The sequence below is a fragment of the Pseudomonas sp. LBUM1649 genome (assembly GCF_059716155.1).
This window is the reverse complement of record NZ_CP166807.1, coordinates 4,123,190-4,147,834: the sequence shown is the minus strand read 5'-3', so window position 1 is coordinate 4,147,834 and position 24,645 is coordinate 4,123,190. Positions and strand designations below refer to the sequence as shown.

22 protein-coding genes and 1 tRNA gene are annotated in these 24,645 nt (G+C 62.1%); 12 read left to right on the top strand and 11 right to left on the bottom strand.

Going from position 1 to position 24,645, the window contains the following annotated elements:
- Positions 1–95: 95 nt before the first annotated feature.
- From ACA058_RS19105 to ACA058_RS19090, 4 genes are all read right to left on the bottom strand, one after another.
- Positions 96–1,652 (bottom strand): amino acid permease, encoded by a 1,557-nt coding sequence (locus ACA058_RS19105; protein ID WP_497639964.1) that lies wholly within the window; start codon positions 1,650–1,652, stop codon positions 96–98.
- Positions 1,653–1,921: 269 nt separating this feature from the next.
- A complete protein-coding gene (locus ACA058_RS19100; protein WP_497635422.1) occupies positions 1,922–3,085 on the bottom strand; it encodes an iron-containing alcohol dehydrogenase in 1,164 nt (387 codons plus the stop codon).
- A gap of 3 nt (positions 3,086–3,088) precedes the next feature.
- Positions 3,089–4,480 carry an aldehyde dehydrogenase family protein gene (locus ACA058_RS19095; RefSeq protein WP_497635421.1) on the bottom strand — a complete coding sequence of 464 codons (1,392 nt, stop codon included), beginning with the start codon at positions 4,478–4,480 and terminating at the stop codon, positions 3,089–3,091.
- Positions 4,481–4,487: 7 nt separating this feature from the next.
- On the bottom strand, positions 4,488–5,861 hold the full coding sequence (locus tag ACA058_RS19090; protein WP_497635420.1) for a glutamine synthetase family protein: 1,374 nt from the start codon (positions 5,859–5,861) through the stop codon (positions 4,488–4,490).
- A 216-nt stretch (positions 5,862–6,077) separates the two neighbouring features.
- Between ACA058_RS19090 and ACA058_RS19085 the strand changes: the two genes are divergently transcribed.
- From ACA058_RS19085 to ACA058_RS19055, 7 genes are all read left to right on the top strand, one after another.
- A complete protein-coding gene (locus ACA058_RS19085; protein ID WP_497635419.1) occupies positions 6,078–6,464 on the top strand; it encodes a GFA family protein in 387 nt (128 codons plus the stop codon).
- A gap of 212 nt (positions 6,465–6,676) precedes the next feature.
- On the top strand, positions 6,677–7,675 hold the full coding sequence (locus tag ACA058_RS19080; RefSeq protein WP_497635418.1) for a bile acid:sodium symporter family protein: 999 nt from the start codon (positions 6,677–6,679) through the stop codon (positions 7,673–7,675).
- A gap of 121 nt (positions 7,676–7,796) precedes the next feature.
- Positions 7,797–7,871 (top strand) — tRNA-Gln (locus ACA058_RS19075).
- A gap of 327 nt (positions 7,872–8,198) precedes the next feature.
- Positions 8,199–9,875 (top strand): MFS transporter, encoded by a 1,677-nt coding sequence (locus ACA058_RS19070; RefSeq protein WP_497635417.1) that lies wholly within the window; start codon positions 8,199–8,201, stop codon positions 9,873–9,875.
- Positions 9,876–10,864: 989 nt separating this feature from the next.
- Positions 10,865–11,074, top strand: coding sequence for a hypothetical protein (locus tag ACA058_RS19065; protein WP_497635416.1), 210 nt, complete (start codon positions 10,865–10,867; stop codon positions 11,072–11,074).
- A gap of 48 nt (positions 11,075–11,122) precedes the next feature.
- On the top strand, positions 11,123–12,505 hold the full coding sequence (locus tag ACA058_RS19060) for an iron-containing redox enzyme family protein (protein WP_497635415.1): 1,383 nt from the start codon (positions 11,123–11,125) through the stop codon (positions 12,503–12,505).
- Positions 12,506–12,522: 17 nt separating this feature from the next.
- Positions 12,523–13,467 (top strand): methyltransferase, encoded by a 945-nt coding sequence (locus ACA058_RS19055; RefSeq protein ID WP_497635414.1) that lies wholly within the window; start codon positions 12,523–12,525, stop codon positions 13,465–13,467.
- Between the two features lie 12 nt (positions 13,468–13,479).
- Here ACA058_RS19055 and ACA058_RS19050 read toward each other — a convergent pair whose 3' ends face one another.
- Together ACA058_RS19050 and ACA058_RS19045 are read right to left on the bottom strand one after the other, a co-directional pair.
- The gene (locus ACA058_RS19050) at positions 13,480–13,635 is read right to left on the bottom strand and encodes a hypothetical protein (protein WP_497635413.1); all 156 of its coding nucleotides are present in this window, start codon (positions 13,633–13,635) and stop codon (positions 13,480–13,482) included.
- 81 nt (positions 13,636–13,716) lie between these two features.
- Positions 13,717–14,247: a cupin gene (locus ACA058_RS19045; RefSeq protein ID WP_497635412.1), complete on the bottom strand. Its 531-nt coding sequence runs from the start codon at positions 14,245–14,247 to the stop codon at positions 13,717–13,719.
- Between the two features lie 193 nt (positions 14,248–14,440).
- Here ACA058_RS19045 and ACA058_RS19040 point away from each other — a divergent pair, with 193 nt between their 5' ends.
- From ACA058_RS19040 to ACA058_RS19030, 3 genes are read left to right on the top strand one after another with little or no spacing between them, the layout of a single operon-like run.
- Positions 14,441–15,469: an acyl-CoA dehydrogenase family protein gene (locus ACA058_RS19040; RefSeq protein WP_497635411.1), complete on the top strand. Its 1,029-nt coding sequence runs from the start codon at positions 14,441–14,443 to the stop codon at positions 15,467–15,469.
- Positions 15,466–16,239 (top strand): PIG-L deacetylase family protein, encoded by a 774-nt coding sequence (locus ACA058_RS19035; protein WP_497635410.1) that lies wholly within the window; start codon positions 15,466–15,468, stop codon positions 16,237–16,239. Before ACA058_RS19040 ends, ACA058_RS19035 begins: the two co-directional genes overlap by 4 nt.
- Complete coding sequence (locus ACA058_RS19030) at positions 16,236–16,835, top strand: class I SAM-dependent methyltransferase (protein WP_497635409.1); 600 nt, start codon at positions 16,236–16,238, stop codon at positions 16,833–16,835. Before ACA058_RS19035 ends, ACA058_RS19030 begins: the two co-directional genes overlap by 4 nt.
- Here ACA058_RS19030 and ACA058_RS19025 read toward each other — a convergent pair whose 3' ends face one another.
- On the bottom strand, positions 16,836–17,486 hold the full coding sequence (locus ACA058_RS19025) for a glycosyltransferase family 2 protein (RefSeq protein ID WP_497635408.1): 651 nt from the start codon (positions 17,484–17,486) through the stop codon (positions 16,836–16,838).
- 192 nt (positions 17,487–17,678) lie between these two features.
- Between ACA058_RS19025 and ACA058_RS19020 the strand changes: the two genes are divergently transcribed.
- Entirely contained in the window at positions 17,679–18,458 is a 780-nt protein-coding gene (locus ACA058_RS19020) for a DUF72 domain-containing protein (RefSeq protein WP_497635407.1), read from the top strand.
- Here ACA058_RS19020 and ACA058_RS19015 read toward each other — a convergent pair.
- Positions 18,442–19,671, bottom strand: a complete 1,230-nt coding sequence (locus ACA058_RS19015) for an MFS transporter (protein WP_497635406.1) — start codon at positions 19,669–19,671, stop codon at positions 18,442–18,444. The two genes, ACA058_RS19020 and ACA058_RS19015, sit on opposite strands and share 17 nt — an antisense overlap.
- A gap of 101 nt (positions 19,672–19,772) precedes the next feature.
- Here ACA058_RS19015 and ACA058_RS19010 point away from each other — a divergent pair, with 101 nt between their 5' ends.
- Complete coding sequence (locus ACA058_RS19010) at positions 19,773–20,594, top strand: AraC family transcriptional regulator (protein ID WP_497635405.1); 822 nt, start codon at positions 19,773–19,775, stop codon at positions 20,592–20,594.
- Positions 20,595–20,883: 289 nt separating this feature from the next.
- Here ACA058_RS19010 and ACA058_RS19005 read toward each other — a convergent pair whose 3' ends face one another.
- From ACA058_RS19005 to ACA058_RS18995, 3 genes are read right to left on the bottom strand one after another with little or no spacing between them, the layout of a single operon-like run.
- Positions 20,884–21,441 carry a sarcosine oxidase subunit gamma gene (locus tag ACA058_RS19005; protein WP_497635404.1) on the bottom strand — a complete coding sequence of 186 codons (558 nt, stop codon included), beginning with the start codon at positions 21,439–21,441 and terminating at the stop codon, positions 20,884–20,886.
- A gap of 3 nt (positions 21,442–21,444) precedes the next feature.
- The gene (locus ACA058_RS19000) at positions 21,445–24,342 is read right to left on the bottom strand and encodes a 2Fe-2S iron-sulfur cluster-binding protein (RefSeq protein WP_497635403.1); all 2,898 of its coding nucleotides are present in this window, start codon (positions 24,340–24,342) and stop codon (positions 21,445–21,447) included.
- The gene (locus ACA058_RS18995; protein ID WP_497635402.1) at positions 24,339–24,638 is read right to left on the bottom strand and encodes a sarcosine oxidase subunit delta; all 300 of its coding nucleotides are present in this window, start codon (positions 24,636–24,638) and stop codon (positions 24,339–24,341) included. The genes ACA058_RS19000 and ACA058_RS18995 overlap by 4 nt, the downstream gene beginning before the upstream one ends.
- Positions 24,639–24,645 lie beyond the last annotated feature (7 nt).

Below are 24,645 nucleotides of genomic sequence, written 5' to 3'. Positions count from 1 at the left end.
CTCAAGAGGATCTTCACTCGCAGCAATGAATATGTATCCCCGCAAGAAACTGGCCGCTGTTGCGCGACCAGTCTCAAGACGGTATCTACAGGACTTCAGCGTTTGTTCAACGCCGCCTCAGCCGCCGCGATTTCAGCCTGGCGCTTGACAATCATGTCGCCCATCGGTGGTCCCTGGAAGCGTCGCGCTTCAAAACCGAACCAGACGATGGCTGTCAACACCAGGAAGCCGATGGTGATGTACAAGGCCCAGTCGTTCGGTGGCTGGATGCCGATGACGAAAATGATCACCATCGACAGGACCGAGAGCAGGGCGAACACGGTGTACCAGAAGCGCCCCATGTTCCACGGCCCCATGGTCGGCCACTTCGAGGTGCCGTAGGCAAACAGGCCCAGCACGATGGGAATGACGAAGGAGAAGAACAGGAAGATCACCGTGCAGGAGACCACGATGGTGTAGACCGGTGTCTCGCCAATCGATATCACCGACGATCCCCAGACGAACAGCACCGCGAGTGTGGCACCGGTCCAGATGGCTGCCACCGGACTGCGAAAGGTCGGCGAAACCGAGGCCAGCGCTTTCGAGCAAGGCAGGCCGCCGTCGCGGGAAAACGCGAAGATCATGCGTGAAACCGAGGTCACGGTGGCCAGGCCACAGAGCACCTGCGAGATGAAAATCGCCACGTACAACCCGTCCTTGAGCAGCGGGTTCACCTGGGTATTCATGGCCCAGAAGAACACGCTCCAGCCTTGCTTGGCCGCTTCGTCCATGCTCGGGAGCATCAGCACGAATGCACTGAGCATCACCCAGCCGAACAACAGCGACCAGACCACCGACATGACCATGCCCCGCGGCACCGACATGGCGGCATTGCGCGTCTCCTCGGAGGTATGCGCGGAGGCGTCGTAGCCGGTGATGGTGTAGATCGGCAACAGCAGGCCGAGCATGAAGATCCAGCCGTTGGACACCTGTGGCCAGACGCTGCCGCCGGCCTCGCCGGAATAGTTGCCGAAGGTCACCAGCCGAGAGAACTCAAACGTGGGAGCCGAGATCAGGCAAACAACAGTCAGCGCCAGTGCGGTGGCGAAAATCAGATAACCGGAGAAGTCGGTGAGCCTGGCGGTCAGCCCGATCCCCAGGTGGTTACACAAGGCCTGGAGCCCGGTGAGGATGGCCAGGAAAATCACCCGGGTCGTGGTGGTGTCCTCCATGCCCATTGCCGGGCCGAAGGCACCGAAGAAAAAGTAGTAGGTGCCGACGTTGATCGCACCGAGCACCGTGACCAGCCCCAGCAGGTTGAACCAGGCCGTGAGCCAACCGGTGAAACGGTTGCCGAGAATCGAGCCCCAGTGATACAGGCCGCCAGCGGTGGGGTAGGCCGAGGAAATCTGCGCCATGGCCAGGGCGAATACCCCGGAAATCAGGCAACCGATCGGCCAGCCGATGCCGATCGCTGCACCGCCGGCGCCGGAGGTGCCCTGGGCGAGTGAGTTGATCCCACCGGAGAGGATGCAGATGATCGAAAAGGAAATCGCGAAGTTGGAGAAAACCCCCATTCGTCGCGAAAGCTGCTGGGCATAGCCCATGCTGTGCAGCACCTTGACGTCATCGTCGTGCGGCGCGTCGGTGCCGGGCTGGCTTGCTGGGTTCATCGTCGTGTGCCCCTTCAGGTTTTGATACGCAGCCATCCGGGTCTCCGGATGGGGTGGCTTTCAACCCCTTGTCGTACTGCTCCTGTTTCCCACTTGCCTGCTTTCTGTAGGAGCCGAGCTTGCTCGCGATGGACGTTAACGATAACGCGGGGTGTCAGGTTCCCCGCGTAATCGTTAACGTCCATCGCGAGCAGGCTCGCTCCCACAGATGACGCGGGGTGTCAGGTTCCCAGCGTTATCGTTGCCGTCCATCGCGAGCAGGTTCGCTCCTACAGAAGGCGGCCGTGAAACGCCGCTTCGAAAATTTCCGCCACGCCGGCCCGGGTCAACGGCACTGGGTTGCCACCGGCCGAGGGGTCGACAATCGCCATGTCGGCGATCAGGTCGGCTTGCTTTTCATCCACCCCCAGCTCGAACAGCGTATGCGGCACGGCAATGTCCTTGCGCAGTTTGAGGACGAAGGCCAGGAAACTGTCGAAGCCGGGGGAGGGCAGGTGCAGGTACGCGGCCAGGCGCGTGATGCGTTCCTCGATGGCCGGGCGATTGAACTTCAGCACGTAGGGCATCAAGGTGGCGTTGGTCATGCCGTGGTGGGTGTCGTACAGCGCGCCGATCGGATGCGCGAGGGCGTGCATCCCGCCCAGGCCTTTCTGGAAGGCGGTGGCGCCCATCGCCGCCGCCGCCAGCATTTGCCCTCGTGCATCGAGGTCCGAAGGGGTGTGTACGGCACGCACCAGGGCATTGCTCACCAGGCGCATGCCTTCGACCGCGATGCCATCGGCCATGGGGTGGAATCCGGGGGCGCAGTACGACTCCAGGCAGTGCGCCAATGCGTCCATGCCCGTGCCGGCGGTGACTTTGGCCGGCATGCCGACGGTCAGGGCCGGGTCGCTGATGACCACGCTCGGCATCATTTTCGGGTGGAAGATGATGCGCTTGGTGTGGGTGCGATCGTCGATGATCACCGCCGCACGCCCCACTTCAGAGCCCGTACCCGCGGTGGTCGGCACCGCAATGACCGGGGCGATGCGGCTTTCATCGGCGCGGGTCCAGTAGTCGCCGATGTCTTCGAAATCCCAGACCGGGCGGGTCTGGCCACTCATGAAGGCGATGAGCTTGCCCATGTCCAGACCGCTGCCACCGCCAAAGGCGACCACACCATCGTGGTTTCCCGCACGCCAGGCGTCGAGCCCACCTGCCAGGTTGGCTTCGACCGGGTTGGGCTTGAGGTCGCAGAACAGCGCGGCGCCCAGCCCTGCATCGCGTAACGCGTCCAGCGCAGCGGTGGTGATCGACGCTCGCCCCAGGCCACTGTCGGTGACCAGCAGCGGGCGCTGGATACCCTGGCTGCGACAGGTCTTGGCCAGTTCCGCGATGCGGCCGACACCAAAGCGGATGCTCGTGGGGTAGTTCCAGTTTCCAGTCAGGCTCATGGCTCAGATCTCGTGGCGCAGATGGAAGGATTTGGCGCGGGTCAGCTGTTCATAACCCAGGGCCGACAGTGTGACGCCGCGCCCACTGTTCTTCACCCCGGTCCAGGCCAGGGCCGGGTCCAGGTAATCGCAGCGATTCATGAACAGGGTGCCGGTGTCGATCTCGTCGCCCAGGCGTTCGGCGGCGGCCAGGTCCTGGGTCCAGATGGACGCGCTTAGCCCGAACTCACTGTCGTTCATCAAGGCCACGGCTTCGTCGTCGCTGGCCACCGGCATGATGCCGACCACCGGCCCGAAACTTTCATCGCGCATGACCGACATTTGATGGTTGACGTCGATCAACACTTGCGGGGCGAGGTAGGCGCTGCCCGGCACGTCGGCGGCAAATGCCCGTGGGTCGATCAGCGTCTTCGCGCCCTGGGCCTGCGCATCGGCAATCTGCCCGCGGACGAAATCCGCCGCGCGCGGATTCACCAGCGGGCCGAGGGTGGTGGCTTCGTCCAGCGGGTTGCCCAGCACGTACTGACGGGTCAATTCGGCGAAGCGTTCGACAAACGCCGGGTAGATTTTTTGATCGACGTAGATACGTTCCACGGCGCAGCAGCTCTGTCCGGAATTGAAGAAACTGCCGTCCACCAGATTTTCCACTGCGTGTTCAAGGTTGGCGTCTGCCCGGACATAGGCCGGGTCTTTGCCGCCGAGCTCCAGGCCGACGCGCAGGAAACCCTCGACCGCAGAGCGTTGCATTTCCAGGCCGGCCGCCACCGAGCCGGTGAAGTTCACCTGCTGCACCTGTCCGGAGCCGATGACCACCCCGGTATGAATGTGACTGAGCAGCAGATTCTGGAACAGCCCTTCAGGCAGGTTGGCGCGGCGCATGGCTTCGGCAAAGCGCTCGCCCACCAGCAGCGTTTGCGAAGCGTGTTTGAGGATCACGCTGTTGCCGGCCATCAGTGCCGGAATAATCGTGTTGACCGCTGTCAGGTAGGGGTAATTCCACGGCGCGACAACCAGTACGGTACCCATTGGCTCACGTTTGACATGCCGGCGAAAACCCGCGACCGGATCGGCTTCGAGCGCCGCCAGGGCTTGCGGCGCAATGGCGATCATGTGCCGGGCACGCTCTTCGAAACCGCGCAACTCGCCGGCGCCATAGCGCACCGGCCGGCCCATTTGCCAGGCCAGTTCCGGGACAATCTCGGCCTTCATGGCCAGCAACGCGTCCACTGCGGCGCTGCAAAACGCCGCGCGTTCGTTTAATGGCCGGCGCTTCCATTGCGCCTGGGCGCAGGTGGCCGCCGCCAGTGCCTGCTCGATTTGCACGATATCGGCGTACTGACGCTCGGCGTAGAGACGGCCATCGACCGGCGAGATGAGTTGAACAGTGTTTGTCATAGTGCTCTCAGTAGCGCTCGAAGCCGCGCTGCAGTTCCCAGTCGGTGATTCGCCGGTCGTACTCTTTCTGTTCCCATTCTGCGGTGTGCACGTAGTGGTCGATCACCTCGTCGCCGAAGGCCTCGCGCAACATGCTCGACTTCTGCAATGCGGCAGTGGCTTCACGCAAGGTCTTGGAGACCTCAGGCAAATGCTCGTCTACGTAGGCATCGCCCTCGAAGGGCGCGGCGAGCTCGAGCTTTTCATCGATGCCCGCCAGCCCCGCAGCGATCAGGGCGGCGAAGGCCAGGTAAGGGTTGAGATCGGCGCCGCCGATGCGGCATTCGATACGGATCGATTTGCTGGCCTCGGCGCACAAGCGAAAGCCTGCGGTGCGATTGTCCCGGCTCCACACCGATCGGGTCGGGGCGAAGGTGCCTGACTGGAAGCGTTTGTAGGAGTTGATGTAGGGGGCGAGAAAACAGGTGATGTCGTTGGCGTACTTGAGCTGTCCGGCCACCCAGGCGCGCATCAGTTTCGACATGCCGAACTCGGCCTTGGCATCGAAGAACAGCGGCTTCTTGGCGTTCTTGTCCCACAGCGAATTGTGGATGTGGCTGCTGGAACCGGCGGCGTCATAGCGCCACTTGGCCATGAAGGTGATCGCCTTGCCCTGGAGTTGGGCGATCTCCTTGCACGCGTGCTTGATGATGACGTGATGGTCGGCCATGGTCATGGCGTCGGCGTAGCGGATGTTGATTTCTTCCTGGCCCGGGCCCCATTCACCCTTGGAGTTTTCCACTGGAATGCCGCTGGCCTGCAGATGCTTGCGAATCGCCCGCAGCACCGGCTCTTCGCGGGTGGTCTGCAGGATGTTGTAATCCTCGATGTAGTGCCCGGCGGTTTTCGGCTTGTGGTAGTTGCGCGTGTGGATGGCCTCGTAGCTCTCGTCGAACAGGTAGAACTCCAGTTCCGAGGCAAACATGCCGGTGTAGCCGCGTTCACGCAGGCGCTCGACCTGTTTTTTCAGGATCGCCCGCGGGCTGTGGGGCAGATCCTGTCGATGGTGATGGTCCAGCACATCGCACAGCACCAGCGCCGTGCACTCAAGCCAGGGCACCTTGCGCAAGGTGCGCATGTCGGGTTTGAGCACAAAGTCGCCGTAACCTTTGCTCCAACTGGCGGCGGCATAGCCCGGCACCGGCTCCATGTCGATGTCGTCGGCCAGCAGGTAATTGCAGCAGTGGGTTTCTTCATGGCCGCTGTCGATGAAAAACTCGACCTGGAATCGCTTGCCAACCAAGCGTCCCTGCATGTCGACCATGCACACCAGTACGGTATCGATCTCGCCTGAGGCGGCAGCACGCTTGAGTTGGTCAAAACTGAGTAACGGCTCGGTCATCACGGCAATCCTGCGCAAATTGTTTGGGCCTGTCTGAGATAGCTGTTGCAGACGCTCTCCAGATAAAACCAAACACTGCCGCCGCGAGCATCGTGGGCAATAAGCTGAACGTAAGCTTAGCCTACTGTCGCTTTTCGCAAGTTTTTGCTGTGAAGGGTGTGTGAGCCTCTACAGTCGTTGAGTGGCTACTTTCAAATCCTTGAAGAGGAGGGTGACATGCAACGATTTACTGGCGGTTGCCTGTGCGGCAATGTCCGTCTTGTGGCGGCAGGGCTGCCTTACCGGGTTGGCCTTTGTCATTGCCTCGACTGCCGCAAGCACCACGGGGCGCTCTTTCACGCCTCGGCGATATTTCCGGAGGACGCGGTGACGATCGAGGGCGAAACGCGGGATTACGCCGGCCGGTATTTCTGTCCTCGCTGTGGCTCGTCGGTGTTTGCCCGCAACGACGACGAAATTGAAGTGAACCTGGGCTCACTTGATGCCCCTGACCAGCTGATGCCAACCTACGAAAGCTGGACCCTGCGGCGCGAGTCCTGGTTGCCGGCATTTCCGCTTGCACGGCGCTATGAGCGTGATCGTGAGGGTAACGGTCGTCTGTAGGAGCGAGCATGCTCGCGAAAAACCTGAGCACGCCACGGGGTGTCAGGCTTACAGCGTTATCGTTAACGACCATCGCGAGCATGCTCGCTCCTACAGTAAATCAGCGAGTTGTCTTGTCCGTTAGGCGGTATCTCCTGGCTCACTAGCGTTAGCCGGCAATTAGCGAGCGCGCTAGAGTGGTCGCAACGTTCCCGGTAGCCTGGATGACCCTGATGACCCGCCCACGTTTCTTGCCCGACAACTTCACCCTGACCCTGATCGGCGTGGTCCTTCTCGCCAGCCTGTTGCCCGCCAGTGGCCAGGTGGCCGTGGGCTTCGGCTGGTTGACCAACACCGCCATTGCGCTGCTGTTTTTTCTGCACGGGGCAAAACTGTCACGCGAGTCGATCATTGCCGGTGCCGGTCACTGGCGCCTGCACTTGCTGGTGTTCGGCCTGACCTTCGTGCTGTTCCCGCTGCTCGGCCTGGCGCTCAAGCCGTTGCTGTCACCGATGATCGGCGCTGACTTGTACATGGGCATGCTCTACCTCTGCGCGCTGCCGGCCACGGTGCAGTCGGCGATTGCCTTTACCTCGTTGGCGCGAGGCAACATTCCGGCGGCGATTTGCAGTGCGGCAGCGTCCAGTCTGTTCGGGATCTTTCTCACACCGTTGCTGGTGACCTTGCTGTTGGACGTGCACGGCGATGGTGGCTCGACCCTCGACGCGATCGTGAAGATCAGCGTGCAGTTGTTGCTGCCATTCATTGCCGGGCAGATCGCTCGCCGCTGGATCGGCGCCTGGGTGGCGCGCAATAAGAGCTGGCTGAGATTTGTCGATCAGGGCTCGATCCTGCTGGTGGTATACGGTGCTTTCAGCGAAGCGGTGATCGAAGGCATCTGGCAGCAGATTCCGTTGCGCGACCTGGCCGGGCTGGTGGTCGCCTGCTGCGTGGTGCTGGGGCTGGTGTTGCTGGCCTCCACCGTGCTGGGCAAGGCCTTGGGTTTCAACCAGCAAGACCGCATCACGATCCTCTTCTGTGGCTCGAAGAAAAGCCTGGCCACCGGCGTACCGATGGCCCAGGTGCTATTCGCCGGCAGCACCATCGGCGTGTTGATTCTGCCGCTGATGCTGTTCCACCAGATTCAGCTGATGGTCTGCGCGGTGCTTGCCCAGCGGTTCGCCAATCGCCCGGAATCGGTGCCCGAACTGATGGGGCAGGTCGACCCTTAATGGTAAGTCGCTGTTTTAAAATAAAATAATGATGCGCGGGGGTTCCCAGGCGGCGAGAAAGTTGATAAATTGCCGCCCATTCCTGCAGAGGGCCTTCCCTGGCTCTCCAGGCAGCAGCTACAGGGGCGTCGCCAAGCGGTAAGGCAGCAGGTTTTGATCCTGCCATGCGTTGGTTCGAATCCAGCCGCCCCTGCCATTTTCTTCAAGTCATCTGCAATTACTCGATCGGCAGGCGTTGCGCGAGTGCAGGTGATTGTCTTCTGCTTCACCCCCCCTCTCAAAAAAACATCTTCTCAGGGCTCAATGTCCCTTTACCTGCGCGTGTCCCGTTTGCGCGTGATGGCGAGTGGATATCTGCAAGAAGCCGATTATGCTTGAGGATACCTTGCAGCGATGCGAGGCCGTCAGCCTGTGTGCATGCTTTGCGCAATCCGTAATCCGATGACATCACCCCAGGGCCTGGGTGCGGCAAGAAGAGAGTGGGGCACTCCGGCCTATAACAAGAGAAAGACGGAGAAGACTCATGGCCGCAATCGACAACACAATCACGGGCAGCGCGCCCAACCACGGGGTCACCAAGGAGGAGCGCAAGGTCATTTTCGCCTCGTCCCTGGGCACCGTGTTCGAATGGTACGACTTCTACCTTTACGGCTCCCTCGCCGCGATTATCGCCAAGCACTTCTTCGCCGGCGTCAATGAGACAACGTCCTTCATCTTTGCATTGCTCGCGTTCGCCGCAGGCTTCGCCGTTCGCCCCTTCGGCGCGATCGTGTTCGGCCGACTGGGTGACATGATCGGGCGCAAGCACACCTTCCTGATCACCATTGTGATCATGGGTATCTCAACGGCCATCGTCGGCTTTCTGCCCGGTTACGCGACCATCGGCGTGGCCGCGCCGATCATCCTGATAACCCTGCGCCTGTTGCAAGGCCTGGCCCTGGGTGGCGAGTACGGCGGTGCGGCGACTTACGTGGCCGAACATGCACCCAAAGGCAAGCGCGGTTACTTCACCTCGTGGATCCAGACCACCGCCACCCTCGGCCTGTTCCTTTCGCTGCTGGTGATCCTCGCCTGCCGCACCATCCTCGGCACCGAAGCATTCGAAGCCTGGGGCTGGCGGATTCCCTTCCTGCTGTCGATCCTGCTGCTGATCATCTCGGTCTACATCCGCCTGCAGCTCAGCGAGTCGCCGGTGTTCTTGAAGATGAAGGCCGAAGGCAAGTCCTCCAAGGCGCCGCTGACCGAGTCCTTCGCCCGCTGGGACAACCTCAAGATAGTGATCATGGCGCTGCTCGGCGGTACCGCCGGCCAGGCCGTTGTTTGGTACACCGGGCAGTTCTACGCGTTGTTCTTCCTGCTGCAGACGCTCAAGATCGACCCGCAGACGGCCAACCTGCTGATTGCCGGTTCGCTGCTGATCGGCACGCCGTTCTTCGTCATCTTCGGCAGCCTGTCTGATCGCATCGGCCGCAAGGGCATCATCATGGCCGGCTGCATCCTCGCGGCGCTGACCTACTTCCCGATCTTCCATGCGTTGACCCAGTACGGTAATCCCGACGTGTTCATCGCGCAGGAGAAGAACCCGGTCACGGTGATCGCCGATCCCGACCAGTGTTCGTTCCAGTTCGACCCGGTGGGCAAGGCCAAATTCACCAGCTCCTGCGACCTGGCCAAGACCGTGTTGGCGAAAAGGGCCATCCCCTACAAGAACGAGAAGGTCGCCCCGGGCACTGTCGCGCAGGTGCGCATCGGCGACAAAGTGATCCCCAGCTTCGAAGGCACCGGCATGCCGGCCGCCGACTTCAAGACCCGCAACGACGCCTTCGTCGCTACCCTCGGCACCGCCCTCAGGGACGCCGGCTACCCCGAGAAGGCCGACCCGGCCAAGACCAACTACCCGATGGTGCTACTGCTGCTGACCATTCTGGTGATCTACGTGACCATGGTCTACGGTCCGATCGCCGCCTGGCTGGTGGAACTCTTCCCGGCGCGCATTCGCTACACCTCGATGTCACTGCCTTACCACATCGGCAACGGCTGGTTCGGCGGATTCCTGCCAACCGTGGCCTTCGCCATGGTCGCGGCCACCGGCGATATCTACTATGGGCTGTGGTACCCCATCGTCATCGCGGTGATGACGGCGATACTGGGCACCTTCTTCCTGCCGGAAACCAAGGACCGGGAGATTCATCACACCTGAAACCTGCACTCGCCCTTTCCCGCACGGGAAAGGGCGATCCCCGCCATTTCCAATCCGCGATGAACCTTCCTTCCTGACCCTATACTGTTCACTTAAGCATGGGGTTGTATAGGGTACATATCCATTGCTGCGGTAACGGCCGCCTATGGTTTCACCCTTACGGCGAGTCCCTTTTTCAAAGCCTGTACGGACCGGACACAAAGCCTAAAAGGAACCAAAAGGCTTTGCCCCTCCACTCGGTGCCTCGCTGTGGCTCGGCATGCCCTCTCTCCGGCATTGCTCCGTGGGTCGCCGCGATGGGCCATCCTTGGCCCAGCGCGGCTAAACCGGCGTCCTGCCGGTTTACCCACTACGCAATGCCTGCGTTCGGCCATCGTGGTTTAACGGGGCGCTCGCGATCAAAAGCAAAGCGAGGCGGCCTGACAGCCGACCTGATTTCAAGTGAACACGTTCCCCTGTAGGAGCGATGCTTGCTCGCGATGGACGTCAACGATAACGTTGGCTGTCTGGATGAACGCGTTGTCCGGACATTTTTCGCGAGCAAGCTCGCTCCTACAATGGGATCGCGGACAAGCCTGCAATCAGGTCGGCTGTCAGGCCGCCTCGCCTTGCTTTGGCTTTTGATTTTCTTGCCCCATCGAGAGGCCGAGTGGAGGTTCTGCGCAGTGGGCAACCCGGCATGGATGCCGGGTTAGTCGCGCTGGGCCAAGGATGGCCCATCGCGGCGGGCCCACGGAGCAGGACCGGAGCGAGGGCATGCCGAGCCACAGCGAGGCACCGAACGCCAGGGGCAAGAGCGTTTGGTTACTTTGCGCTTCTCAAAGTGACCCGCTGTAAGAGCGGAACCATAAGCCGCCGTTACCGCAGCAACGGATATACACCCAATCCAAACCGCGCATGCCACTCGTCAATTCGAATGCACGCTATCCCCTGGACACCTTCAAACCTGTACGGCCCGGAAATCCCGGCCCCAAGTTGTGAGGTGAGGTATGTCCAGCGAGTCGATTTCTCAGGACAACAGTCAAGACCCGGACAAGTCGCGGGGCTCTGTCAAACCCGCGCCGGACGATCCGGGTAAATACGATCCCCTGACTCAGCCCGACCTCGAAGAAGACGAGGACGCGCAGGATTGGAATGAGCGTGACAGGAAGCTTCCCGAGGCCGATGAACAAACACCTTTGTCCGACGACAGGCGATAAGTGCCGGCACCCGCTGATAGCCCGCTGCACTGCCCAGGAGAACAGCCAATGACACTCTTCACGCCCTTGTCGGGTTCGCCTTCGACGCTCACGGATGCCGAAGCGGATGGCCAGTACCGCGAACTCTACGCTTTGCTGTACAGCAACGACCCGCAAGCAGCAACGCGGGGCGAACAGTTCCTGCGCGAGCAACTGGCCGAGGCCGCCGAACTCCCCTGTGATCTGCCCGAAGCGCCAGGACAGTTGTCGTCATGGACGGAAGCACATTGCGCCGATGTGGCGCGCGACTATGCCCTTTATCTCGAAGCGCGCAAGCAGGGCGGGGCACGTCGATATTTCTCGAACAAGGCCCATGCCCTGTATTTCCTGCAACGGGTGGCACCGACCAAGGAAGTCGACGGCGCATGGCTGGCCGGTGTGCTCGAGCACTGGCAGGACCTGCGTTTTGACGGGTTGCTGAGCACCTATCTGGAAGAGTTGGGCAGCGGCGATCCCCGGCAGAATCACGTGGTGATCTACCGCAAGCTGCTGGCCGCGCACGATTGTGGCGATAGACAGGGACTGCTCGACGAACATTTTCGCCAAGGCGCGATTCAACTGGCATTGGGGCAGTGCAGCGCGATGTTCATGCCAGAGGTGATTGGCTACAACCTCGGCTACGAGCAACTGCCGCTGCACCTGCTGATCAGCGCCTACGAACTGCGTGAACTGGGGATCGATCCGTACTATTTCACCCTGCACGTCACCATCGATAACGTCAGCAGCGGTCACGGGCGCAAGGCGATTGAGTCGCTGCTCGAGCTGATGCCAATTGAGCAGGGGCGGGAAGAGTTCTATCGGCGTGTCGCCGTCGGCTATCGACTCAATGACCTGGGCCCGGGCTCGACGGCGGTGATTGCAGGCTTCGATCTGCAGCAGGAAGTGGTCGCCATGCTCGAGCGCAAACGTTGCTTTGGCCAGCACATGCATTCCGATTACTGCCAGGTCGAAGGCAAGACCGTCAATCAGTGGCTGGCGACGCCTGGCCGTATCGAAGAGTTTCTCGGCGCGCTGCAACGCAAGGGCTGGATCAAACGGCATGGCCCGCCCCGGGAGAGCCGCTTCTGGCAATTGATCGAGGGCAATACCGCGGCCATGTTCGGCGTGTTCAGTGGCTACGAAAAACAACTGCTGCACGACTGGATCGCCGGTGACTGGCAAGAGCCGCAACGGCGGGCAGCGATACGCCGGGCGCCAGCCGACGATGCCTTCGCCGATGAGGTCGGGGCCAACGACACCGAGCTCGTGGCGTTGCAAGACTCCCTGCATGACCAGTCACCGCGACAACAGCTGCAATTGCTGATCCCGTGGCTCTCGGCACAGCGCCATTGTCGTCCCGCCGGACTCTTCGCCACCCGGCGCTTTATCGAATGCGTGGCCCGCTTGCGCTGATTTCAGGAGTGTCATCGATGTCAGTACAACAGATCGCTGATCGGACTTTGTTGGAGCTGGGCAGGCGCCTGGCTGCCGAGGGCTACCGTTTCATCACCCCGACGCCCTTGACCCATGAACGGGTGTGCCAGCGCTTTACGCCGGCCTTGGCCAAGGATCTGCGTGATGTGTTCGGTTGGTCGATGCCCTTCGAACACACGCTGTTTTCACAGGAAGAACTGGCTGATCTGCAACAAGCGGCCATCGTCGAAAAGGAGGGCTCGCTGTGGCGTAGCACGGTGCGCTGGTCAAGCCTTGGACGATTGCTGATTGCACATTCAGCGTACCCGACCACGCAGACCGACGCGGTGTTTTTCGGGCCCGACAGCTACCGCTTTGCGCAATTGATTGAAGCTCACCTGCAGCATTGCTCCGACCCTGTTCGGCGGGTGGTGGACATTGGCTGCGGGGCCGGCATCGGTGCGTTGGTCGTCGCCCGTGCCCGCCCGGAGGCCAACGTGCTGGCGGTGGATATCAATCCACGGGCGTTGCGGTTGTCGGCGGTGAATGCCGAGCTGGCTGACGCCAGCAATGTCAGCGCTTACCACAGCGATGTGCTGGGCAGTGTCGAAGGGTTGTTCGACCTGCTCATCGCCAACCCGCCTTACATGAACGACAGCCAGCAACGCGCGTATCGCCATGGCGGTGGCGCGCTGGGCGAAGCCTTGTCACTGCGCATCGTCCGCGAATCGCTGCCGCGCCTGCAGAAGGCCGGTAGCTTGTTGCTGTACACCGGGGTGGCGATGGTGGCCGGGACGGACCCCTTTCTCGAATCCATCCAGCCACTGCTTGGCGACGACAGGTTCAGCTGGACCTATAAAGAGCTGGACCCTGACGTGTTCGGCGAGGAGCTGCTCAAGCCCGGTTATGAACGGGTAGAGCGCATCGCCGTGGTGGCGTTGACCGTGACCCGTCGACATTGATGCGACGCCGGTTCAATTGCCGTCCGCCACTTTGCGTTCTATCTCGGCAACTTTTTGTCTGAGGTCCTCGGCTTCCTCCTCGGTGGTTTCGGGGGGAGAGGGCGCAAGGGCCTCATCCTCCTCGGTGGGTGTGTTGTTGGCAGGGGTGATGCGGTCGTCGTTGTTCATGGCGCTTGCCTCCGGTGTGTTCACATTGGATCGGGGCCAGGGCTACGAGTTCTAAATACCTCGTGCAGACCGCACGCCTTTTCAAGACTGGCCTATGGACCAATAATCGCTCACCGCGCCGTGCGAACCTTGTACCGGGTCCTGATCGGGGAACGGCAGCGTGTCGATGTCCTGCAGTTGCGCCGCGCTCGGCGCATCACGGCAAATGTCGGCATGCTGGCCCGGCGGGTAGGCGCCGACCACCAGAAAGTCGTCGCTCGAGTCCAGGTTGCAATGACCGGTGCCGGCCGGCAACAGCAGCACATCCCCGGCACGGACTTCCAGCACATGGCCATCGGGGCCGCCCAGCATCAGGCGTGCATTCCCGCTGGCCACCCCAAGCACTTCATGGCCTTCGGTGTGGTAGTGGTGAAAATCATAAATGCCATAACGCCATTGCGGCGGCCAGCCGTTGGCACTGAAGGTTTGCTCGAACAGGGCCGCTGGATCGTCGTCCTGGACAGCGATGGCCTTGGGATAGATCAGCACCGGCAGGCGAGGGTTGTTCGGCACCCAGCCATTGCGTTCGAATAGCAGTTTTTGCGCGGGAGCACCCGCTTGCGACCTGGTCATCTGAGATCTCCGCCGTTGCCCATCGCTTTCAAGGTGAACTTTTGTAGTGACTATTGAAGAGAGACATTGCCTGGGCATGGGTGGTTCTAAAAACTCGCACCTGCAGGTGCACTGAACTCCTGCAGACTGCCTGCCTCTCAACTTCAAGCTCTGTACATCAAGAGCACTCAGTCGCGACCCGGGAGAATGGGCCATGAGCAACGCGGCAACCCTCGAAAGTCTGCTGCAACCGTTTGCCTGCCGGCCTGCGATACGCACCGCGGACGCTGCGCTGCAAGCGGTGATGCAGCAAATCATCAGGGCCGGGTTTACCGATCTGCCAATGCCCGGGCAAGGCCGTACGCTGGATCGTTGGCGCACCCTGGCCGCCGTCTCCGCCAGCGATCTGGCGCTGGCCAAGCTGTTCGAAGGTCATACCGATGCGCTGGCAATCATGGCCGAGCTCGAACCCGACGAGCCACCAGCCGCGGGCAGCTGGGGAACCTGGGCGGCCGAGCCGGCCTTTGCCCGGCTCGACATTGTCGACCGCCAGGCAGGAAACGTTTACTTGCAGGGTCGCAAGGCCTGGTGTTCCGGCGCAGCCGTGCTCGATCGGGCACTCGTGACGGCGTGGGATGAACAGCAGCGACCGCAGTTGGTGGCGGTCTCGTTGCAGCAACCCACGATCAGGCTACTCGACGATGGCTGGCAGGCGGTTGGCATGGGCAGTACGGCCAGCCTCGACGTGTTGTTCGAGGGTGCGCTTGGCCGTTGTGTCGGGTCCCCCGGGCAGTATGTCGACAGACCGGGCTTCTGGCACGGTGGCGCGGGGATTGGCGCGTGCTGGTACGGCGCCGCTTGCGCGATCGCCGGTTACCTTCGCCAACACTGTACACAGCCGTACCGCGACGTCCACGCCGAGGCGCATCTGGGGGCCGTCGATGCGGCGCTGTGCGCAACCCGGGCTGCGCTTCGGGAAACGGCCCTGTGGATCGATGACAACCCCCGACGCTCAGCGCAACTTCCGGTCCGGCGCTTGCGTGCCCAGGTAGAAGTTGCGGTCGACAGCGTGCTTGCACATGTCGGACGCGGGTTGGGTGCCACACCGTTCTGTCGTGACAGTCACTTCGCCAGGCTCGCTGCCGACCTGCCGGTATTCGTGCGCCAGAGCCATGCTGAAAAGGACCTGGCGCAGCTTGGGCAGCAGGTTGCCGCGCAGCCGCTTGAGGGGTGGCTGCTGTGATCGCCGAGCCGGCTTCTCAAGGGCAAAATCTCATCCAGAGCCCAGGGACAACGCTGGCCGAATGGCAGGCCAGTGACTGGTGGGCGCACGTGCCAGCCATCACCCACCGCCACTTGGTGCCTGCGGGACACCGCCTGGTGGTTGTCGCCCCGCATCCCGACGATGAAGTCCTCGGTTGCGCCGGCATCCTGGCAGGGATGAAGGGCAAAGAGGCCGACGTCTTGATGATCGCGGTCACCGATGGCGAAGCCAGCCATCCGCGGTCACGGCACTGGACACCGAGACGACTGCGACGGCAGCGCCCGGTGGAAAGCATTCGCGCGCTCGCCCGCATGGGGCTCGATGTCGATGCACTGGACTGGCAGCGCCTGGGTTTGCCCGACAGCGCTGTAGCGGGGCAGGAGGCCTTGTTGATCGAGCGGCTGGGGGCATTGATTCGCCCGGGAGATCGTGTGATCACCACCTGGCGCCTGGACGGACACTGCGATCACGAGGCGACCGGCCGGGCGACCGCCTGCGCCGTAGCGCAGCATCAGGCCTGCTTGATCGAAGTGCCGGTGTGGGCGTGGCATTGGGCGCGACCGCACGATGCCCGAGTCCCCTGGGCACGGGCGCACAAATACCTGCTGGACCCGCAGGTGTTGGCGCGCAAGCGCCAAGCCATCGCCGCCCACGCCTCGCAAGTCAGCCCTGAGGGACTGATACCCGCAGTGTTGAGTCGGGAAACCCTCGAACGATTGCTGCAGCCCTTTGAACTGGTATTTTTATGAGCCTGCCGCCCGACTACTTCGAGCAACTGTTCAGAGCCAGCGATGACCCTTGGTCCTTTCGTACGCGCTGGTACGAAAAGCGCAAGCGCGAGCTGACGCTGGCAAGCCTGCCGCGCCAGCGTTACCAACGTGTTTTCGAGCCAGCCTGCGCCAACGGTGAACTCAGTGCGCGGTTGGCCGAGCGCAGCGATGCGTTGCTGTGCCAGGACATGAACGCGAAGGCGGTGGGGCTGGCGCGCCAGCGCTTGAGTGCCCTGCACCATGTCCGCGTCGAGCAGGCCCGTATTCCGCAAGACTGGCCAGACGGTGACTTTGATCTCATCGTGCTCAGCGAAGTGGGCTACTTCCTCGATGCAGGCCAATGGCACCAGGTCATCGAGCACACCTTGCGCAGCCTGGGCCCGGCGGGCGGCGTGCTGGCCTGTCACTGGTTGCATCCGATCGAAGGCTGTTCGCAGGACGGTCGCGACGTCCACGCGGCGCTTGCCGAGGGCCTGCACCTGCATCGTCTGGTGCGCCATGAAGAAGCGGATTTCCTGCTCGAATACTGGAGCCGTACAGCGGCCTCGATCGATCTTGCCGAGACCTGCCAGTAGTTACCGGGCAAGTGACTTCAGGTAGTCACCAAAGCCTTCCCGGCACCGGCAGTGCTGGCGGGCGCTGGTCGTGACCCGGTTGCTGGCCGTCCACATGATGCGCGCGCCGCTGCGCTCAAGGTCGGCGATCAGCTGCACATCTTCGTGAGCGGGCAAGGCCTGGAATCCACCCGCCTTGCGGTAAGCCGCAGAAGAGACACCGAGGTTGGCGCCATGGATATGCCGATGACCCTCAACGGGGTGGTAACTGGCGTGGTAGCGCTCGCGCACCCGGTCCGAATGTTCGGACCAGTCGCTGACTTCGACCAGGCCGCAGACCGCATCCGCGTTGAACCTGATCTGCTCGACCAGCCATGAATCGGGAACGACGCTGTCGGCATCGGTGAAGGCCAGCCATCGAGCATCCACCGCCAGCAGGTGTTCGGCACCCTGCGCCCGGGTTTTTCCAACGTTGCGGTGGGTGCAGCTCAGCGTCCACACGTCGTAGGCCTCGGCGATGTCCAGGGAAGTGTCCGTGCAGTCGTCCAGGACGATCAGGATCCTGACTTCTTCACGGTCCAGATCCTGGTGAAAAGCCGCCGCCAGCAGCGACTCAATGCATTCTTCAAGGCGCTGCTCCTCGTTATGCACCGGGACAATCACTCCTATCATGGGCAGATCCCCTTGGTGCGTTCACCGTTACCTGGCTTTTCGATGTCGACCGGGGTTCATGACCATTGGTTGCAACTGTTTGTGCGCAAGGGCGATCACCCACGGCGGACAACCATTGATCAGGTGTCGTAGATGAAAAAGGAACCGCTGCTTCCGCACTACGCCCTTAGTCATAAGAAGTGGTAGAGGCAAATGGACGTGAACGATCAGGCGATTTTCACAGGGTGTGCCGGATGGAGCCTGGGCAGGGAATATTCGGCCGCCTTTACGGCTGAGGGTACCCACTTGCAGCGCTATGCGGCGCGACTGAACTGCGTTGAGATCAACAGCTCGTTTTATCGCCCGCATCGTCAGCAAACCTACCAGCGATGGGCAGCCTGCGTGCCGTCCGGCTTTCGTTTCAGCGTCAAGGTGCCCAAGCTGATCACGCACGTGCAGCGCCTGCAAGGCTGTGACCAGGCGCTTGATGAGTTTGTGCTGCAATGCTCCGGGTTGGGCGATCACCTGGGCTGCCTGCTGGTGCAGCTTCCGCCATCGTTGGCATTTGTCGAGCCGGATGCCGAGGCGTTTTTCATCAGCCTCAGGCGGCGTTTTCCCGGGCATGTGGTGCTTGAGCCCCGGCACGAGTCCTGGACGGTTGCCGAGAAGCTGCTAGTGCACTATCACATCGCGCAGGCCGCGGTGGATCCTTCGCGTATCAGCACCGACTCAACGCCACGGGGATGGCCGGGGCTCAAATACTGGCGGCTGCATGGGTCGCCACGCATCTACTACAGCCCCTACGACCTACTTCGCCTGGAACGGCTGGCGGCCGAGCTGCAGGCAACCACGGCCGAGGGGCTGGTAAGCTGGTGCATCTTCGACAACTCCGCCAGCGGCGCGGCACTGGGCAATGCCTTGACGCTGGGGCGATGCCTGGCCGAACGTCTCGAAAATACCGACGCCAAGACCTGCACTAAACCCCTTTGGTAGAGGGCAACAGGATCGTCAGGATGCCCAGCAGCGGCAGGAACGAGCACAGCGTGTACACGTATTCGATGCCGTGGACATCCGCCAGGTGCCCGAGCAGCGCCGCGCCGATGCCGCCAAAGCCGAACATCAGGCCGAAGAACACCCCGGCGATCATGCCGACGTTGCCGGGCACCAGTTCCTGGGCAAAGACCACGATGGCAGAGAAGGCCGAGGCGAGGATGAAGCCGATGATCATGCTCAACACGCCCGTCCAGAACAGGTCGACATAGGGCAGGGCGAGGGTGAAGGGCGAAGCCCCGAGGATCGAGAACCAGATCACCTGCTTGCGCCCGATCCGGTCACCAATCGGCCCACCGAAGAAGGTGCCGGCCGCCACGGCGCCGAGAAACAGGAACAGGTACAGCTGCGAGCTGGCCACCGACAGGTCGAACTTCTCGATCAGGTAGAAGGTGAAGTAGCTGGTGAAGCTGGCCATGTAGAAATACTTGGAGAACACCAGCAATGCCAGGACCACCAGGGCAAAACTCACCCGTTTCCTGGACAGGCCATGGGTGGCCTTGGTGCCTTGCTTGAGCTTGAACAGGTTCAGATGGTTGCGGTACCAGCGGCACAGACCGTATTGCACGAGGATGGCGAATACCGCGAACAGGCCGAACCAGGCGACGTTACCCTGGCCGTAGGGGATGACGATGGCCGCTGCCAGCAGCGGACCGAAGGCGCTGCCGGCGTTACCCCCTACCTGAAAGGTCGACTGGGCCAGGCCGTAGCGCCCGCCCGAGGCCAGGCGCGCGACGCGGGAAGTCTCCGGGTGGAAGGTCGACGAGCCAATGCCCACCAGTGCCGAGGCCACGAGAATCGCCCCGAAGCTGCCGACCATTGCCAGCATCAGGATGCCAATCAGGGTGCAGACCATACCGGCCGGCAACAGCCACGGCTTGGGGTGGCGGTCGGTGTAGTAACCGACCCAGGGTTGCAGTAGCGATGCGGTCAGTTGAAAGGTCAGGGTAATCAGGCCGACCTGGGTGAAGGTCAGGCCATACGTGGCCTTGAGCATCGGGTAGATCGACGGCAGCACGGCCTGGATCAGGTCGTTGATCAGGTGCGCCAGGGCACATGCACCAATGACGCGCATCACCAGCGGGCTGGCTTGGTTGGCCACCGAGGCGGTGGCCTTGGTAGAGGTGTTGGTGGAGGCGGTAGTACTGATGGACATGGGATCCTTCCAGAGAAAAAAATCGCAGGGCGGGGCGCTCGGTGCGAGGCTCAAAAGAACTAGCCATTTCAGGGTTCAGAGGTATCCTAAATACCGTCCGATTGCCTGTCTCGCGCAATTCGGGAATCGACTATCGCAAAAAGGGCGTCATGATCAAGTCGCTGGATGAATTCCTCAGAGAGATCGACGGGCGAGCTTGCGCCGTGAGCAGCAGCGCGACCGACTACCCGGAAAACTGGGTGATCGAACCACATTCCCATGAAGCCCACCAACTGATCTACGCCATCGAAGGCGTGATGGTGGTGCACTCGGGATTGAGCCAGTGGACGGTACCGCCCAGCCGTGGGATATGGATGCCGAGCAGGCACATTCACTCGATTCGCTGCGTCGGTCCGTTGAAAATGCGCAGCCTGTTCGTGCGTCCTGACCCGTTTGCGGACATGCCGCGCGAACCCAGGGCGGTCAGTATTTCGGCGTTGCTCAGTGAGCTGATCAAGGTCTCCGTGGATATCAGCGCCCCCTACGACGCGGACTCACGTGAAGGCCGGGTCATGCGCCTGATCCTCGATGAACTGAGGATCTTGCCCACCTTGCCGCTGCACCTGCCTCAGCCCTCGGATCCACGGATCAAGGTGGTGTGTTCAGCGTTGCAACGCGATCCCGGCGATGTCTCGACCCTGGCGCACTGGAGCGCACGCCTGGACCTCGATGAGAAAACCATCCAGCGCCTGTTCCGCAAGGAAACCGGGATGACCTTCGGCCAATGGCGCCAGCAAGCGCGTTTGCTGCTGGCCCTGGAGCGCATCGCCGTCGGCGAGAAGATCATCGACATTGCCGGGGAGCTGGGATACGACAGCCCCAGTGCGTTCACCAGCATGTTCAAGAAGCAGTTCGGCAAGACCCCCAGTCATTTCTTCAGGTAGGAGCGAGCCCGCTCTCGATAAAGGCCAACGATAACGCGGGCTACCTGACACCCTGCAGTCTTGTAGGAGCGAGCCTGCTCGCGATGGAGGCCAACGATAACGTGGGCTACCTGACACCCCGCAGTCTTGTAGGAGCAAGCTTGCTCGCGATGGAGGTCAACGATAACGCGGGCTACCTGACACCCCGCAGTACTTGTAGGAGCGAGCCTGCTCGCGATGGAGGCCAACGATAACGCGGGGTACCTGACACCCCGCGGTGCTCTCAGGTTTTTCGCGAGCAGGCTCGCTCCTACAGGGCATCCAGCAACGCCTCTTGAAAGTAAACCTTCGATGCCCGGTCGCAGAGGATGAACAACCTCGGCTGTTGCGCGGAGGTGGCGTTGATCACGATCACGTTGATGCGCGCTGCCGAGGTTTGCGCCACGGCACCGGGGCCGAACACCTGGGGGCTCAAGTCGACGCCGCAAAGTTTGGCCATGACCTCGGGCAGGTGCTGGCCACTGAGCTGGAACCAGGCATGGCTGTCCTGGCGAGGCAGCAGGTAATTGGCTTGATGGTCCAACGCCCAACGGGCCTCTTCTTCGGCAATGCGTTCGCCCTGATCCTGCGCACTGCCCAGCAGCAGGTATTCGGTCTGGGACAGACGCACTGCGCAGCTGCCGTCAACCTGGGTGACGGCGCGGTTGGGCGCGTCCGGCAGCACAAAGTGTCGACTCTGCAAGTAGTCTGCGCTGTCGGCACCGCGAAACCCGACCCGGGGCAGATCGGTCAGGTCGGTCAGCACACAGGTGGACAGGAGGGCAAGGGCCGGCTGCCCGGCGCTGTGTTGTTGTCTCAGGCTGGTCATGGCTCAAAGCTCCTGGCGCAGGTTGCTGGGGTCGAAAAAGGGTAACGGCACCACATCGGCATGAACCATGCGGCCACCTTCGACGCGGATCGCAATCCGTTGCCCGGGTGTGCTCTGGTCGATGCCGGCGTACGCCAGGCCGATGATTTTGCCCAGGCTCGCCGAGTACTCGCAGGACGTGACGTTGCCGCTGATGTCCGGGCCGTTGAGCACCAGATGACCTTCCAGCGGTTGCGGGCTGGCCTTGGGCAAGGTGAAGCCCACCAGTTTGCGTGTTTGCGGCTGGGCTTCGAGGATGTCCACCGAGCGTCGTCCGACGAAGAACGGCTTGTTGCGACTGACGGCCCAGCCCATGTCGACTTCCAGGGGATGGGTCATGCCATCGGTGTCCTGGCTGATGATCACATGGCCTTTTTCCAGGCGCAGCAAACGCTGGGTTTCCACGCCGAAAGGGCGGATGTCATGGGCCTTGCCGGCGTCCATCAGCGCGTCCCACAGCTTGAGACCATGGCGCGCCGGTACGTGGATTTCGTAACCCAGCTCGCCGACAAAACCGACTCGCAACAGCCGGGCCTTGATCCCGGCCACGGTGCCTTGACGCACGCCCAGGTAGGGGAACGCTTCAGCGCTCAGGTCGAGGTCGGTACAAACCTTCTCCAGCACTTTGCGCGAGTCGGGACCGGCGACATTGACCGCGCAGATCGCCGCCGTGACGTTGGCGACGTCCACGTCCAGGCGCCATTGTGCGTTCCACTTGAGCATCTGCTGGTAGATGCGATCCACGCCGCTGGTGGTGGCGGTGACGTAGAAGTGATTTTCGGCGAAACGCGCGCAGACGCCGTCGTCGATTACCACCCCGTGTTCATTGGTCATCAGCGCATACCGGGAGCGACCGACCGGCTGCTTGAGGAAGGCAAAGGTGTACATCCGGTTGAGCAGTTCGGCGGCGTCCGGGCCGCGCACATCCAGGCCGCCCAACGTCGAGACGTCGATGATCCCGACCTTGTTGCGCACATGCAGGGCTTCGGCTTGCATGCACGCCTCGCGGTCCCTGGCATTGCCGTAGTAGGCCGGACGCTGCCAGATGCCCGCCGGCATCATCTTCGCGCCGGCTTGCAGGTGCCGGGCATGCATGGGTGTTTGTCGATACGGATCGAACGCTCTCCCTGCGACGTGGGCCAGTTTCTCCGCGACAAAGGGCGGGCGCGCCGTGGTCACGCCGGTTTCGCTGATGTTGCGTTGGGTGGCCCAGGCGACCAGGCGCGCGGTCGGCAGCGCCGAGTGACGCCCTTGCGACGGGCCCATGCCCACGGTGGAATAGCGCTTGACCAGTTGCACGTCGCGATAGCCGATGCGCGTCGCATTGACGATGTCCGCCACTTGCAGGTCCTCGTCGAAATCGACGAAGTCCTTGCCCTTGGGGTGGGGGAAGATCGGCCAGTTGAAGTTGACACACACCTCGCTGCCCAGGGGTGCCCGTTGCCCGCTGACCGCAAGGCCCAGCGCAGAGGCCGCGTCGGCACCGGCATTGACGCCGTCGGCGATCACGTTGTCGAGGCGGTGACGGCCATTCACGTCGCCTGCGACCGCGAGGTTTTGCGGCAGCCCGCTGAGGGTGAATTCGGCGCGCTGATCGTCGTAGGCCAGCTTGCCGCCTGCCTGACAGAGCAGTTGATAGACCGGCATGTAACCGGCGGACATGCACAACAAGTCGCAGTCCAGGCGCTGCCCGCTCTCGGCGACCTGGCCCTGGGCGGTGATCTTGCGCACGTCCACACCGTTGACATGGCGCAGGCCTTTTTCGTGCAGGGCTTCATACACGGTGCTATTGCGCTGGCAGGGGATCTTGCGTTGCGCCAGCGCTCCGAGCAGGGCTTCATCGCCCGGACCATGGCGAAGGTCCACCACCGCGGCGACTTCCACGCCCTGATCAAACAAGTCCATGGCGGCGAGGTAACCGTCATCGTTGCCTGTCAGCACCACCGCGCGCTTGCCCGGCTTGACCGCGTACAACTTCATCAGGCGCTGCGCGGCGCTGGTCAGCATCACGCCGGGCAAGTCGTTGTTGCGAAACACCACTGGCTGGTCGAACGCACCGCTGCACACCAGGCACTGTCGGGCGCGCACCTTGTACATTCGGTTACCCTGGATCACCGGCAGGTAATTGTCGGTGAACCAGGCGTTGCAGGTCGCCTCGGTGAGGATGCGGATATTCGCGTGCTGCTGCACCGCCGCGAGCAATTCGCGGCGCAATGCGTCGGCGCGTTTGCCTGGGATATCGAAGCGGGCATAGGTCAGCGAGCCGCCGAGGACCGGCTGTTGCTCGATAAGCAACACCTTGGCCCCGGCATTGGCCGCGGTCAGTGCCGCGTGCAGGCCGGCGGGACCGGCGCCGATCACAGCCAGGTCGGTGAACAGGTAGGCCTTGTCGTAATATTCGGGCTGAAATTTCAGGTCCAGTACGCCCAGGCCGGCCTTCTTGCGAATGATCGGTTCCCAGACTTTCCACATGCCCTTGGGCTTGTAGAACGAGCGGTAGTAGAAGCCCACCGGCATGAACCTGGAGAACTTGCCCAGATAAGCGTCGCGGTCGTTGTCCAGCGAGCCGTTGACGTTCTGCGCCGTCACCTGCAAACCGGCTGCCAGCGCGTGTGCATCGGCCAGTACGTTGGGCTCCTGGGGCAATTGCACCAGGCTGTTGGCGTCCTGCCCGGCCATGGTCAACGGGCCACGCGGGCGATGGTATTTGAACGAGCGGGAAATCAGGAAACGGCCGTTGGCGAGCAGGGCGCTGGCGATGCTGTCGCCTTGCAAACCCTGGTAGGGTTGGCCATCGAAACTGAAATCGAGCGGCTGGTCACGGTCGATCAGCAGGCCCATCGGTGCGGGTAGGCGGTTCATCCGGCGATCTCCTTTGCGGCGTTGAAGTCGACGCGGGCGGTGAAAAGTTCTTTGGGGTCGAAAGTGCGCAGGATTTCGTCGGTCACGGTGTGTCGTTCCGCGAGAAACCAGTAGCTCGATGGCGTGTGCATCCACCATTCGCGCACCACACCGGTGAGGTTGTCGGTGTTGAACACGTAGTCGGCCCACTCGGCATCGGTACACGTCACCGGATCGGGCATGGGTTTGAATTCGCCGCCGTAGGTGAATTCGCTGATATTGCGTGGCCCGTTGAGCGGGCAATTGATGATTTTCATGGTCCGC